Origin of the sequence: Lysobacter sp. TAB13 (assembly GCF_052113885.1) — a bacterium.
GTDB lineage: Bacteria > Pseudomonadota > Gammaproteobacteria > Xanthomonadales > Xanthomonadaceae > Lysobacter > Lysobacter gummosus.
In genome coordinates this window covers 634876-648489 of the sequence record NZ_JBFRDR010000001.1, presented here as the reverse complement: position 1 = coordinate 648489, position 13614 = coordinate 634876, and the positions used below count along the sequence as shown (strand labels likewise).

Below are 13614 nucleotides of genomic sequence, written 5' to 3'. Positions count from 1 at the left end.
GCCAGGACTTACTCACCCGTCGAATGGTTCAAGTCAGGCCCGTCCTGACGGCCGATCTATTTTTGGATAGCGTATGGCCCGTGTGTGGAGAATGCTGAGTCAGTGGTTACGCTTGCACCGTCGCTTGTGGCGCTGGGGCCGAAGGGCGAAGGGCAGGCCGTGGCTCGCCGAGGAACCATTGCGATCGCGACTGCTCAGCGCCGAGCAGATGGAACTGCACGGCAAGTCGCTGGCGCAGGCGCATCGCGTGCAGGCCGCGGCGGGCTCGAACCTGCTGCTGGCGCGGCTCAAGGACAATGAAGGCGTTCTCGACGACGCCAGCACCTTGCTCACCAAGATGGTGCACGACGAGGTGCGCATCACCCCGGCGGGCGAGTGGTTGCTCGATAATTATTATCTGATCGAAGAACAGATCCGCACCGCGCGCCGCCATCTGCCCAAGGGCTACAGCCGCGAACTGCCGACGCTGAGCGAAGGCGCCTCGGCCGGCCTGCCGCGCGTCTACGATCTGGCGATGGAGGCGATCGCGCACGGCGACGGCCGTATCGATGCGGAAACCATGACCCGCTTCGTCGCCGCGTATCAATCGGTGACGCCGCTGAAACTCGGCGAGCTGTGGGCGATTCCGATCATGCTGCGGCTGGCGCTGATCGAGAATCTTCGGCGCATGGCGGTGCGGGTGATGCGCGACGGCCTGGACCATCGCCGCGCCGCGGAATGGTCGGATGCGCTCAACGAGACCGCCGACCAGAATCCGAAGAACGTGGTGTTGATCGTGGCCGACATGGCGCGCTCGCATCCGCCGATGACCGGCGCATTCGTCGCCGAGTTGGTGCGCGGGTTGCAAGGCCGCAGCGCGGCGCTGGCGATGCCGATCAGCTGGATCGACCAGTGGCTGACCGACAGCGGCCGCAGCGTGGAAGAGCTGGTGCGCGCCGAAAGCCAGCAGCAGGCCTCCGATCAGGTGTCGATCAGCAACAGCATCGGCAGCCTGCGCTTCCTGGCCAATATGGATTGGCGCGAATTCGTCGAGACCATGAGTCTGCTCGATCAGACCCTGCGCGAAGACCCGCTCGGCGTTTACGCGCTGATGGATTTCAACACCCGCGACATGTACCGGCACGTGGTGGAGAAGCTCGCGCGGCGCAGCGGCGCCGATGAGCTCGACGTCGCCCGCATCGTGCTGAATCTGGCGCGCGAAGCCGGCGAGGCGCGCGGCAGCAAGGCGCACGTGGGCTATTACCTGATCGACGACGGCACGCAGCGCATCAAGAGTGCGCTGGCCGAGTCGGGCCGGGCGCGCACGCCGGTGGGCCTGAGCCGGCGGCGGGTGCCGTTGCTGGCGTATCTGTTGCCGATCGCGACGGTGGCGACCGGCTGCGCCTGCGGCCTGTTGTGGCAGGTGCGCGGTGAATCCCTGAGCGCGGCCGCGCTGGTCTTGCTCGCGGCGCTGGCGTTCCTGGCCTTCAGCGAGCTGGGCATCCATCTGGTCAACTGGCTGGCGACGGTGTTGATCGCGCCCAAGCCGCTGCCGCGCCTGGACTATTCCAAGGGCCTGCCGTCGAATGCGCGCAGTCTGGTGGTGGTGCCGACCATGCTCGGCGATGTCGATGCGATCGACCGGTTGGTCGAAGGCCTGGAGGTACGCTTCCTGGCCAATCGCGACGCTTACCTGCATTTCGCTTTGCTGACGGATTTTCTCGATGCCGATCAGCAGACGCTGCCCGGCGACGACGCGCTGGTGGCGCATGCGGCGCGGCAGATCGAACGTCTCAACGGCCGCTATGCCGGCGAGCGCGGCGATCTGTTCTTCCTGTTCCATCGCCCGCGCGTGTGGAACGCGCAGGAACGCAAATGGATGGGGCTGGAGCGCAAGCGCGGCAAGCTGGCCGCGCTCAACCGACTGTTGCGCGGCGGCTCGCACGAGGCGTTCTCGCAGGTCGCCGGCAACACCGACGTGCTGATCAACGTGCGTTATGTGATCACCCTGGACACCGACACGCGCTTGCCGCGCGACGCCGCGCGCGAGTTCATCGCCACCTTGGCGCATCCGCTGAATCAGGCGCGCTTCGACGAACGCCGCAAGCGCGTCACCCGCGGCTACGGCATCCTGCAGCCCAGCGTCGGCAGCGGCATGAGCGAGCGGCGCGGTTCGCGTTATGCGCGCATGTTCGGCAGCGAGGCCGGCATCGATCCTTACACCCGTACCGTGTCCGATGTTTACCAGGACCTGTTCGCGGAAGGCTCCTTCGTCGGCAAGGGCATCTACGACGTGGACGCGTTCGAGCACGCACTGGCCGACCGCCTGCCCGACAATCGCGTGCTCAGCCACGACTTGCTGGAAGGTTGCTACGCGCGCGCCGGCTTGATCAGCGATGTGCGTCTGTTCGAGGACTATCCCTCGCGCTACGCCGCCGACGTCAAGCGCCGCTACCGCTGGATCCGCGGCGACTGGCAATTGCTGCCGTGGCTGCTGCCGTGGGTGCCGCGCATGCGCGGCGGCTTCGAGCCCAATCCGCTGTCGTGGCTGTCGCGCGGCAAGCTGCTGGACAATCTGCGCCGCAGTCTGGTGTCGCCGGCGGCGCTGGCGCTGCTGGTGTGGGGCTGGGCGACCTTGCCGCAGCCGCTGGTGTGGACCTTGTGGCTGCTGGCGCTGTGGCTGGCGCCGATGCTGGTGCTGGCCGGCTGGGAAGCGACCCGGCGGCCGGTGGACATGGCGCTGGAAACGCATCTGGTGCAGGTCGGAAGCTCGCTCGCGCGGCAATTGCAGCGCGCCTGGGTGACCTTGGCGTGTCTGCCGTTCGAAGCCTTCTTCAGTCTCGGCGCGATCGCCCGCACCTTGTGGCGGATGACGATCAGCCATCGCCGCCTGCTGCAATGGAATCCGTCCAGCGAGGTCGAGCGCAGTCTCGGCGACCGCTTCGGCGCGGAGCTGCGCGACATGTGGTTCGCGCCGGTGTTCGCCGTCGCGGTGGCGCTGATGCTGGCGCGCGTGCAGCCGGCTTCGCTGTGGATCGCCGCGCCCTTGCTGGTGTCGTGGTTGATCGCCCCGGGCCTGATGGCGTGGCTGGGACGCCCGCCCAAGCAGCGGCGCGCGGGTTTGTCGCAGACGCAACTGCGTTTCCTCGGCCGGCTGGCAAGGCGAACCTGGGCGTTCTTCGAGGTGCATATCCGCGAAGAGGATCATTGGCTGCCGCCGGATAATTTCCAGGAACACCCCACGCCAGTGGTGGCGCGGCGCACCTCGCCGACCAATATCGGCCTGTCGCTGCTCGCCAATCTGAGCGCTTACGACCTGGGCTATGTGCAGGCCGGCGCGTTGATCGAGCGCACCCGTCTGGCCTTGGCCACCCTGGAGACTTTGCCGCGCCATCGCGGTCATTTCTACAACTGGTACGACACCGCGACCTTGCTGCCGTTGCCGCCGCGCTACATCTCCACGGTGGACAGCGGCAATCTGGCCGCGCATCTGCTGACGTTGCGCCAGGGCCTGCTGGCGCTGGCCGATGAGCCGCTGATCACGCCGACGCTGTTCCAGGGGCTGGCCGATACCTGCGGCGTGCTCGAAGAAAATCTGCGCGATGCGCGCGCGCCGGTGAAGACCGTGGCGCAAAGCCAATCGGTGGCGGCGTTCCGCGAGCATATCGACGCGATCATGGCGGCACCGCCGCAAGCGCCGCGCGAAATCGAGCGCTGTCTGGCGGAACTGTCGCGCCTGGCGCAAGCGATCGAATCGGCCTGGCCGGTCGCGGAAGGCGCCGACGCGGATATCGCTCTGCGCTGGCCGCGCGCTCTTAGCGAAACCTGTCGCGGCGCGATGCAGGAGTTCGAGGAATTCCTGCCGGCGCCGTCGGACACTGCGTCAGATGCACCGGCGCATGCCGATGCAACCATGCCCAGCCTGCGCGATCTGGCCAAGCGCCCGAACGACGACGGCGGCATTCGCGACCGCGCGCGCCGGCGCATTCACGAGCTGGAGCACTTGGCGCATATCGCCGGCCAGCTGTCGTTGATGGAATACGAGTTCCTCTACGATCGCGCCCGCCATCTGCTCTCGATCGGCTACAACGTGGAAGAACGCCGCCTGGATGCCGGCTTCTACGATCTGCTGGCCTCCGAAGCGCGCCTGTGCAGCTTCGTCGCCATCGCCCAGGGCCAGTTGCCGCAGGAGACCTGGTTCTCGCTGGGCCGGCTGCTGACCGAAATCGACAGCGGCGCGACCTTGCTGTCGTGGAGCGGCTCGATGTTCGAGTACCTGATGCCGCAGCTGGTGATGCCGAGTTATCCCGACACCTTGCTGGATCAGACTTCGCAGCACGCGGTGCTGGCGCAGATTCACTACGGCCGGCAACGCGACGTGCCCTGGGGCATTTCCGAATCGGGCTACAACACCGTCGACACCCGCATGAACTATCAGTACCGCGCGTTCGGCGTGCCGGGGCTGGGGCTCAAGCGCGGGCTCGGCCAGGATCTGGTGATCGCCCCTTACGCCAGCACGATGGCGCTGATGGTGATGCCCGAAGCCGCCTGCCAGAACCTGCAACGCCTGACCGAACTGGGATTCGGCGGCGAATTCGGCCTGTACGAGGCGATCGACTACACCCCGGCGCGAGTGCCGCGCGGCCAGACCCACGCGGTGGTGCGCTCGTTCATGGCCCATCATCAGGGCATGGGACTGCTGTCGCTGGATTACCTGTTGCGCGATCAGCCGATGCAGAAACGCTTCGTCGCCGACGCCGAGTTCCAGGCGACCTTGCTGCTGCTGCAAGAACGCATTCCGCGCACCGGCGTGTTCCATCCGCACGAGGCCGAAGCCAGCGGCGGCCGCGCACCTCCGCCGGCCACCGAAACTCAGTTGCGGGTGTTCCGCAATCCGGCCACCGCGCGTCCGGCGGTGCAATTGCTGTCCAACGGCCGTTACCACGGCTTGTTGAGCAGCGCCGGCGGCGGCTACAGCCGTCTGGGCGACATGGCCGTGACGCGCTGGCGCGAAGACGCCACCCGCGATCATTGGGGCGCGTTCTGTTATCTGCGCGATGTCGACAGCGGCGAGTTCTGGTCGGCCACGCATCAACCCACCTGCGTGCCGGTGGAGCATTACGAGGCGATCTTTTCCGACGCCAAGGCCGAATTCCGCGGGCGCAAGAACCGTTACGAGACGCATCTTGAGATCGCGATCTCGGCCGAGGACGACATCGAGCTGCGCCGCTTGCGGGTGAGCAATCGCTCGCGCCGCACGCGCACCATCGAGATCACCACCTACGCCGAGGTGGTGCTGGCCTCGGCCTTGTCCGACGAACTGCATCCGGCTTTCAGCAATCTGTTCGTGCAGACCCAGATCGAGCGCGACAAGCAGGCGCTGCTATGCACGCGCCGTCCGCGCTCGAGCGATGAGATTCCGCCGTGGATGTTCCATCTGGTGGCCGTGCACGACGCCGACATCAGCCAGATTTCCTACGAGACCGATCGCTCACGTTTCCTCGGCCGCGGCAATACGCCGCGCACGCCGCAGGCGATGACCGGCGACGACAAACTGTCGGATTCGGTCGGATCGGTGCTCGATCCGATCGTCGCGATCCGCACCCGCATCGAGCTGGCGCCGGACCAGACCGCGATCATCGACATGGTCACCGGCGTGGGCGCCGATCGCGCCGCGTGCGGCGCGTTGATCGACCGCTATCGCGACCGGCGCCTGGCCGATCGCGTATTCGATCTGGCCTGGACCCACAGCCAGGTCGTGCGCCGTCAGATCAACGCCTCGCAGGCCGATGCCAAGTTGTACGAACGCCTGGCCGGCTCGATGGTGTACGCGCATCCGTACCTGCGCGCCGAACAGGCGGTGCTGTTGCAGAACCGGCGCGGTCAGTCGGGACTGTGGGGGCATTCGATCTCGGGCGATTTCCCGATCGTGCTGCTGCAGATCGCCGAGTCCGCCAACATCGAACTGGTGCGGCAGATGGTGCAGGCGCACGCCTACTGGCGCTTGAAGGGGCTCAATGTCGATCTGGTGATCTGGAACGAAGAACAAAGCGGCTATCGCCAGCAGTTGCAAGAACAAATCCTAGGCTTGGTGTCGGCCGGGCCGGAAGGCAGCGTGCTCGATCGCCCCGGCGGCATCTTCGTCCGGCCGATCCAGCAGATGTCGCAGGAAGATCGCATTTTGCTGCAGTCGGTGGCGCGGGTGATCATCAGCGATCAACGCGGCACCCTGGCCGCGCAGGTCAGCCGGCACATGCCGCCCGAACGCGCGCAGGCCTTGCTGTGGCCCGACGGCGCTCCGTTGCTGGCCGAACCGGTGGCCGTTGCGGCGCCCACGTCGATCGAACCGCCGCCGTTGCTGGGCCTGCCGCCGCCGCAACCCAGCGACGACGACACCTGGCCGTTCGAGGCCGTGGCCGAGTCGGTGAATTTCGACAACGGCACCGGCGCGTTCGCCGCCGACGCGCGCGAGTACGTGATCGTGCTGCGCGAAGGCGCGCCGACGCCGGCGCCGTGGTCGAACGTGATGGCCAACGCGCGTCTGGGCACGGTGGTCAGCGAAAGCGCGCCGGGCTACACCTGGTTCGAGAACGCGCACGAGTACCGGCTGACGCCGTGGCATAACGATCCGGTCGCCGACACCGGCGGCGAAGCGTTCTATCTGCGCGACGAAGACAGCGGCCGGGTGTGGTCGCCGATGCCGCTGCCGTGCCGCGGACGCGGCGCCTACCGCACCCGGCACGGCTTCGGCTACAGCGTCTACGAGCATGTCGAAGACGGCATCGCCAGCGAGCTTTGGGTGTATGTCGGTCTTGAGGATGCGGTGAAGTATTCGGTGCTGCGCCTGCGCAATCGCTCCGGCCGCGCGCGGCGCTTGTCGGCGGTCGGTTATGTCGAATGGGTGCTGGGCGATATCCGCAGCCGCTCGCAGATGCACGTGGTCAGCGAGATCGATCCGGCCAGCGGCGCCTTGACCGCGCGCAATCCGTACAACACCGAGTTCGAAGGCCGCGTGGCGTTCTTCGACACCGACGCCGACGGTTGCAGCTTCACCACCGACCGCAGCGAGTTCATCGGCCGCAACGGCGATCTGGGCCATCCGGCGGCGTTGCTCAATCAACGTTTGTCCGGACGCCTCGGCGTCGGCATGGACCCGTGCGCGGCGATCCAGGTGCCGGTGGCGCTGGCGGCGGAGGAGAGCATGGAGATCGTGTTCCGCCTCGGCGCCGCCGACGATGCGGGCGGCGCGGCGCAACTGGCGCAACGCAGCAAGGGCCTGGCGACCGCGCACGATGTGCTCGACGCGGTGCGCATGCACTGGACCCGCACCTTGGGCGCGATCCGCGTCGAGACGCCGGAGCCCGGCGTGGATGCGCTGGTCAACGGTTGGCTGCCGTATCAGGCGCTGGCCTGCCGCTACGTGGCGCGCAGCGGGTACTACCAGTCCGGCGGCGCATTCGGCTTCCGCGATCAGCTGCAGGACACCATGGCCACGGTGCACGCGATGCCGGCGCTGAGCCGCGAGCATCTGCTGCTGAGCGCGGCGCATCAGTTCCCGCAGGGCGATGTGATGCACTGGTGGCATCCGCCCTTGAATCGCGGCGTGCGCACGCGCTGCTCGGACGATTTCCTGTGGTTGCCGGTGGCGGCGTGCCGCTATCTGCAGGTCACCGGCGATCTGAGCGTGCTCGACGAACCGGTCAGCTTCGTCGAAGGCCGCCCGCTCAACGTCGATGAGGAATCCTATTACGACCGCTTGTGGAGCACCGATCGCCGGCAACCGTTCTACGATCATTGCGTGCTGGCGCTGGAGCGCGGCACGCAGTTGCTGGGCGAGCGCGGGCTGCCATTGATCGGCAGCGGCGACTGGAACGACGGCATGAACCGGGTCGGCGAAGCCGGTCGCGGCGAAAGCGTGTGGCTGGGCTTCTTCCTGTTCGATGCCTTGAACCGCTTCGGCCCGATCGCGCGCGCGCGCGAGGATCATGTGTTCGCCGATTTTTGCGCGCAATCTTCGCAGCGTCTGCGCGAGAACCTGCAAGCCCAGGCCTGGGACGGCGAGTGGTACCGGCGCGCGTGGTTCGACGACGGCACGCCGCTGGGTTCGCACGAGAGCGACGAATGCCGGATCGATTCGATCTCGCAAAGCTGGTCGGTGCTGTCGGGCGTGGCCGATCCGGCGCGCGCGCGGCAGGCGATGGACTCGCTCGACCGCCATCTGGTACGGCGCGAGGCGGGCCTGATCCAGTTGCTGGATCCGCCGTTCGACCGCACCGAGAAAGATCCCGGTTACATCCGCGGTTACGTTCCCGGCGTGCGCGAGAACGGCGGCCAGTACACCCACGCGGCGGTGTGGGCGGCGATGGCCTTCGCCGAGTTGGGCGACGGCGCGCGCGCCTGGGAACTGGCGCGGATGATCAATCCGATCCATCACAGCAGCGATGCGGACTCGGCCGCGCGTTACAAGGTCGAGCCCTACGTGCTGGCCGCGGATGTCTACGGCGTGGCGCCGCACGTGGGCCGCGGCGGTTGGACCTGGTACACCGGTTCGGCCGGCTGGATGTACCGGCTGCTCACCGAATCCTTGCTGGGCCTGCATCGCGAGGGCGACCGCATGCGCATCGCGCCGTGCATTCCGGCCGATTGGCCGGAGTATCAGCTGCACTACCGTTTCGGCGACACGCGCTATCAGATCCGCGTGCGGCAATCGCAGTCCGAGGCCGGGCAGGGCGGCGGCCGTTTGACGCTGGACGAGGTGGCGCAGGACGGGCTCAGCTTCGCCCTGATCGACGACGGCAACGTGCACAAGGTTGAGGTGGAATGGCCGGGAGCGCCGCGATGACATCGCGCCTGCAACTGGACATCGAACTCGCTCGTCTGGAGCGGATGCTGCCGCACTGGCGCTCGAGCCTGCGCGATGAGGCGCAGTTCTGGCCGCAGTTCAAGGCCTTGGTCGAACCGATCGTCGAAGGCCTGAATCCGGAAGACCGCCGTTATGCGGAAGAACGGATCGCGCGCATGCTGACCTTGAATCACTGCGATCCGGGGCGGCGGCATCTTCCGGACGAATGAGCGGCGGGCGCTGTTCGACGACTGCGTTTTATCCGGGATAGCCACAGCCGCAGTAGCATTTGTCGATAGTTGAGACTAGGTACTGGGCCGCGGCCGCGAGCGCCGCGCCGCTCAAGGTCAGGCCGACGATGGTCAGCGGCCGGCGATAGATCGAGACGACCGCGCAGATCGTCGCGGGCAAGCAGAACAGCAACACGCCGCCGATCAGCAGCAACAGCGCGGCGAAGCAATTGCTGCGGTTCGACAGATAGTAGAAGGTCAAGGCCGCGCACCAGAACCCCAGCGCGAGCGCGAACGGCACGATCCATGGCTTGGGCGCGGGCTTCGACGCGGCCGCGGCGGGCGGTGGTTGCTGAGTCATTCGGTCACTCCGTTGTCCGCTGCCGCGATCACTGCGCTTGGCAAGAATCGCACGAAGCCGTCCGTGCCAGCCACGCCATGCGCGCGCTCAGTTCGGCCGCTGCGCCCGGCAGTAATCGCGCAGATCGTCCGGCAACAAACCCGGCGCGAACAGGAAACCCTGGCCGATGACCACGCCCAGCTCGCGCAGGAACGCGCGCTGGCGTTCGGTTTCCACGCCTTCGGCGACCAGTCCCAGACCCAGGCTGCGGGCGATGCCGGTTACGGCCTGACACACCGCCACATCGGACTGATTGTCCGGCACGCCCTGCACGAACAACTGGCTGAGCTTGAGGCCGTGGATGGGCAGGCGGCGCAGGTAATTGAGCGCGCTGTAGCCTTCGCCGAAATCGTCGATCGACAAACTCACGCCCAGCTCGCGCAATCGCGCGAAGGTGCGCACGGTGTCGGGTGCGTCTTCGATCAGCACCCGCTCGGTGAATTCCAGTTCCAGTGCGGTGCCGGTGAGGCCGTATTCGGCCAGCGCGGCGGCGACATTGCTGGCCAGATCGTCGCCGAGGAACTGGCGATAGGAAACGTTGACCGCGACGCGTTCGATCTTCAGGCCGTCGTCGCGCCACTGCCGCAACTGCCGGCAGGCTTCGTGCAGCACCCATCCGCCGATGCCGACGATGTCGCCGGTGGTTTCGGCATGATCGATGAAACGGTCCGGGCGCATCTCGCCGAGCGAGCGGTTGCGCCAGCGGATCAGCGCTTCGACCGCGATCACGCGGCCGTCGTTGAGGTCCACCTGCGGTTGATAGACCAGATGGAATTCGTCGTTGTGCACGGCGCGGCGCAGATGGGTTTCCAACTGTAGACGGTGCAATTGCTGCTCGGCCAGTTCCGGCGTGAACGCCTGCCAGCTGTTGCGGCCGCGGCGCTTGCTGTCGTACATGGCCACGTCGGCGCTCTGGATCAGCTGCTGCGCGGTGCGGCCGTCGAGCGGTGCCTGGCTGATGCCGATGCTGGCGGTGATGCTGAATTCTTCTCCGTCGACGCGGAAGCTGTCGCCGAAGATGTCCAGGATCGCGTCGGCCAGGCGTTCGCCGCGGGTCGGATCGCTGTCGAGCGAGCACACCACCAGGAATTCGTCGCCGCCGAAGCGCGCGATCTGGGCTTGATCGCCGACCGCGTGGCGGATGCGGCGCGCGGCCGAAGCCAGCAGGCGGTCGCCGGCGGCATGGCCGAGCACGTCGTTGACCACCTTGAAGCGGTCCAGGTCGATGTACAGCACCGCCAGGGGCGAATGCGGAAACGTGTCCAGGCGGCGTTCGAGTTCGGCCTGCACCGCGTCGCGGTTGAGCAGGCCGGTCAGGGGATCGCTGCGCGCCTGGATGCGCAGGTGTTCTTCTTCGTGCTTGCGCTCGGTGATGTCCTGGAAGGTTCCGGTCAGCACCTGCCGCACCACGTCGCCCACGCCGGCGTCGGCGATCGCGCGCACCCAGAAGCCGCTGCCGTCGGGACGCAGGCCCTGCAGTTCCAGGTCGATGCCGCGGCCGCCGGCGAGGGTGCGTTCGAGCGCGTTGCGCAGGCGATGGCGGTCGAGCGGCTGCAGGCATTCGAGCAGTTCTTCGATCCGCGTCGGCGAGCTGTCGCGGCCGAGGATGCGTTCGGCTTCCAAAGTCAGATACAACCGGTCGCGGCCGGCGTCCCATTCCCAGCCGCCGATGTGGGCCAGGGCCTGGGCGCGGTCGAACAGGGCGCTGTCGCGCTTGAGCGCGGTGACATTGGAGAACAGCGCGAACACTTGATGCGGGCGGTCGCCGCCGGGCGGGAACTGCGGAACCGCGGTCACCGACAGCCAGATCAGTTCGCGGCGGTCGCGGTGATACAGGCCGAGCACGGTGCTTTCGACGATACGTCCGGTGGTCAGGGCGAGTTGTGATGGGTATTGCTCGGGCTTGAGTTCGTGGCCGCGCTCATCGACCACCATCCAGTGGCCGCTGCGCAGTTCGTCGGCGATGCTCTGGCCGTTGTGCAGCGACAGCAGGCGCATCGCCGCGCTGTTGGCGTAGATGATGCGCAGGGCCTTGTCCTGTACGATCACGCCGCGGTCGATGGTTTCGACCAGTTCGCGGAAACGCAGCTCGGTCTCGGCGCGGTTGCTCAGGTCGCGGGCGATCGCGATGATGCGCCGCTTGCCTTCGAATTCGAAACTGGCCGAATGCACTTCGACCGGGAAGCGGGTGCCGTCGCCGCGTTTGTTGGTGACCTCGATGATGTAGCTCTCGCCGCGGTTCAAGCTCTCCCACACCGGCGCCATGTGATCGCGCGGCAGTTCCGGATTGAGCACGTGGATCGGCTGGCCGATGATGTCTTCGCGCAGACGCCGGTGCGCACCCATGCCGTGGCGGTTGATCTCGACCACGGTGCCGTCTTCTTCCAGCACCGTGACCAGGTCGGGAATCGCGTCGAACGCGGCGCGGTGCAGCGAAGCCGGTTCGCGCTGCAGCGCGGCCAGCGCGTCGTCCAGCGTCGCGCGCAGCGTCGCGGGCAGGGATGGGTCTTGCAGCGCGCGTTGCAGCGCCGCGATGGTGTCCGCCGTCGTCGCCGCCTGCGCGGCGGGCGAGGTGGGAGAACCGCCGGCGGGCGCGTCGGAATTCACGCCGCCGCCAGCGCCTTGCCGACCTTGCTGCCGGTCTCGCGGCCCAGCAGCCCGGCCAGCCAGCGGCCGGTGTCGGCCAGTGCATCGAGATTCACGCCGGTCTCGATGCCCAGACCATGCAGCATGTAGACCACGTCCTCGCTGGCGACGTTGCCGCTGGCGCCCTTGGCGTAGGGACAGCCGCCGGTGCCGGACACGGCCGAATCGACCACCGCCACGCCTTCTTCCAGGCAGGCCAGGATGTTCGACAAGGCCTGGCCGTAGGTGTCGTGGAAATGCACCGCCAGCGCCTGCAGCGGCACTTCGGCGGCGACCGCCTTGAACATGGCCCGCGCCTTGCCCGGCGTGCCGACGCCGATGGTGTCGCCCAGGGAAATTTCGTAGCAGCCCATCGCGTGCAGGGCCTTGGCCACGCGCACCACGTCGCTGACCGGCACTTCGCCCTGATACGGGCAGCCGAGCACGGTGGAGACATAGCCGCGCACCGCCACGCCGTCGGCCTTGGCCCGCGCCATCACCGGCGCGAAGCGCTGCAAGGATTCGTCGATGCTGGCGTTGATGTTCTTGAGGTTGAACGCTTCCGAGGCCGCGGTGAACACCGCGATCTCCTCCACGCCGACCGCGCGCGCGCGCTCGTAGCCTTGTTCGTTCGGCACTAGCACCGGGTAATGCACGCCGGCGCGGCGATGGATTCCGGTGAACACTTCGGCCGCGTCGGCCAGCTGCGGCACCCACTTGGGGCTGACGAAACTGGTCGCTTCGATGCTGCGCAGGCCGGTGGCCGACAGGCGATCGATCAAGGCGATCTTGTCGGCGGTGGCGATCTGCGATTTCTCGTTCTGCAGTCCGTCGCGCGGACCGACTTCGACGATGCGTACGGAAACGGGTTGGGTCATGGGGAATCCTTTGAGGCCGGGGCGAGGACGCGTTCGAGCACCATCGCCTTGTTCGCTTCGGTGTTGTACAGCAGGGCGCCGCGTTGCGAGAGGGTATCGCGGATGGCCTGGGCCGAGCCCTGCACCAGGGGGAATTTCTCGTCGAGTTTGCGCCCGTTGAGTTCGCCGGTGGCGATCGCGGCCAGCACGCGTTGCGAATCGGGCAGCCAGGCGCTGGCCCGGCCGTTTTCGACACGGTACAGGATCACGAACACCGAGCCGGGCGGCGCGGCCTTGACCAGCGATTCGCCCTGCGCACCGATCGCGCGCTGGGCGTCGGCCGGCGACAGCACGATGTAGCGGTCGCGGCCCAGGCTGAAGCCGGTCAGGTCCAGCGCGGTGGGCTGCTCGTGCAGGCCCGGCCAGTCCTCGGTGTGGCAGCGCGCGTCGATGCGCAGGGTCTTGGCGACGCCCTGGGCCTTGAGGTTCCAGGTGCCGGGCAGGTCGGGGTCGCAAGTCGGGGATTCGACCGGCGAGTGTTCGAAAGCGACGCAGCCGCCGAGGCCGGCGAGGGTGGCCGCGGCGATCACCGCGTTCGTCCACCAGCGGCGGCGGCCGATCGGCGCGGGCCCGGCGGGGCGATCGGCGGCGCGGAAGCACGGATCGGGCGGGGTCATGGCG

At 67.5% G+C, this 13614-nt stretch carries 6 protein-coding genes; 2 read left to right on the top strand and 4 right to left on the bottom strand.

Annotation, left to right across the window (positions count from 1 at the left end; genetic code table 11):
* Positions 1-91 precede the first annotated feature (91 nt).
* Positions 92-8821, top strand: a complete 8730-nt coding sequence (locus tag AB4Y92_RS02425) for a GH36-type glycosyl hydrolase domain-containing protein (RefSeq protein ID WP_441818272.1) — start codon at positions 92-94, stop codon at positions 8819-8821.
* Positions 8818-9051: a hypothetical protein gene (locus AB4Y92_RS02420; protein ID WP_441818193.1), complete on the top strand. Its 234-nt coding sequence runs from the start codon at positions 8818-8820 to the stop codon at positions 9049-9051. The genes AB4Y92_RS02425 and AB4Y92_RS02420 overlap by 4 nt, the downstream gene beginning before the upstream one ends.
* 28 nt (positions 9052-9079) lie before the next feature.
* Here the strand turns inward: AB4Y92_RS02420 and AB4Y92_RS02415 are convergent, their stop codons facing one another.
* The 4 genes from AB4Y92_RS02415 to AB4Y92_RS02400 form a co-directional block, all read right to left on the bottom strand.
* Positions 9080-9412, bottom strand: coding sequence for a hypothetical protein (locus AB4Y92_RS02415; protein WP_441818192.1), 333 nt, complete (start codon positions 9410-9412; stop codon positions 9080-9082).
* 87 nt (positions 9413-9499) lie between these two features.
* Entirely contained in the window at positions 9500-12058 is a 2559-nt protein-coding gene (locus tag AB4Y92_RS02410; RefSeq protein ID WP_441818191.1) for a sensor domain-containing protein, read from the bottom strand.
* On the bottom strand, positions 12055-12954 hold the full coding sequence (locus AB4Y92_RS02405; protein WP_215057708.1) for a hydroxymethylglutaryl-CoA lyase: 900 nt from the start codon (positions 12952-12954) through the stop codon (positions 12055-12057). Before AB4Y92_RS02405 ends, AB4Y92_RS02410 begins: the two co-directional genes overlap by 4 nt.
* On the bottom strand, positions 12951-13610 hold the full coding sequence (locus AB4Y92_RS02400; RefSeq protein ID WP_441818190.1) for a hypothetical protein: 660 nt from the start codon (positions 13608-13610) through the stop codon (positions 12951-12953). The genes AB4Y92_RS02405 and AB4Y92_RS02400 overlap by 4 nt, the downstream gene beginning before the upstream one ends.
* Between the last annotated feature and the right edge of the window lie 4 nt (positions 13611-13614).

Excerpts from the sequence above, each read along its gene's own strand:
- AB4Y92_RS02425 (WP_441818272.1), top strand. The coding sequence starts at position 92 with ATGCTGAGTCAGTGGTTACGCTTGCACCGTCGCTTGTGGCGCTGGGGC.
- AB4Y92_RS02420 (WP_441818193.1), top strand. The coding sequence starts at position 8,818 with ATGACATCGCGCCTGCAACTGGACATCGAACTCGCTCGTCTGGAGCGG.
- AB4Y92_RS02415 (WP_441818192.1), bottom strand. The coding sequence starts at position 9,412 with ATGACTCAGCAACCACCGCCCGCCGCGGCCGCGTCGAAGCCCGCGCCC.
- AB4Y92_RS02405 (WP_215057708.1), bottom strand. The coding sequence starts at position 12,954 with ATGACCCAACCCGTTTCCGTACGCATCGTCGAAGTCGGTCCGCGCGAC.
- AB4Y92_RS02400 (WP_441818190.1), bottom strand. The coding sequence starts at position 13,610 with ATGACCCCGCCCGATCCGTGCTTCCGCGCCGCCGATCGCCCCGCCGGG.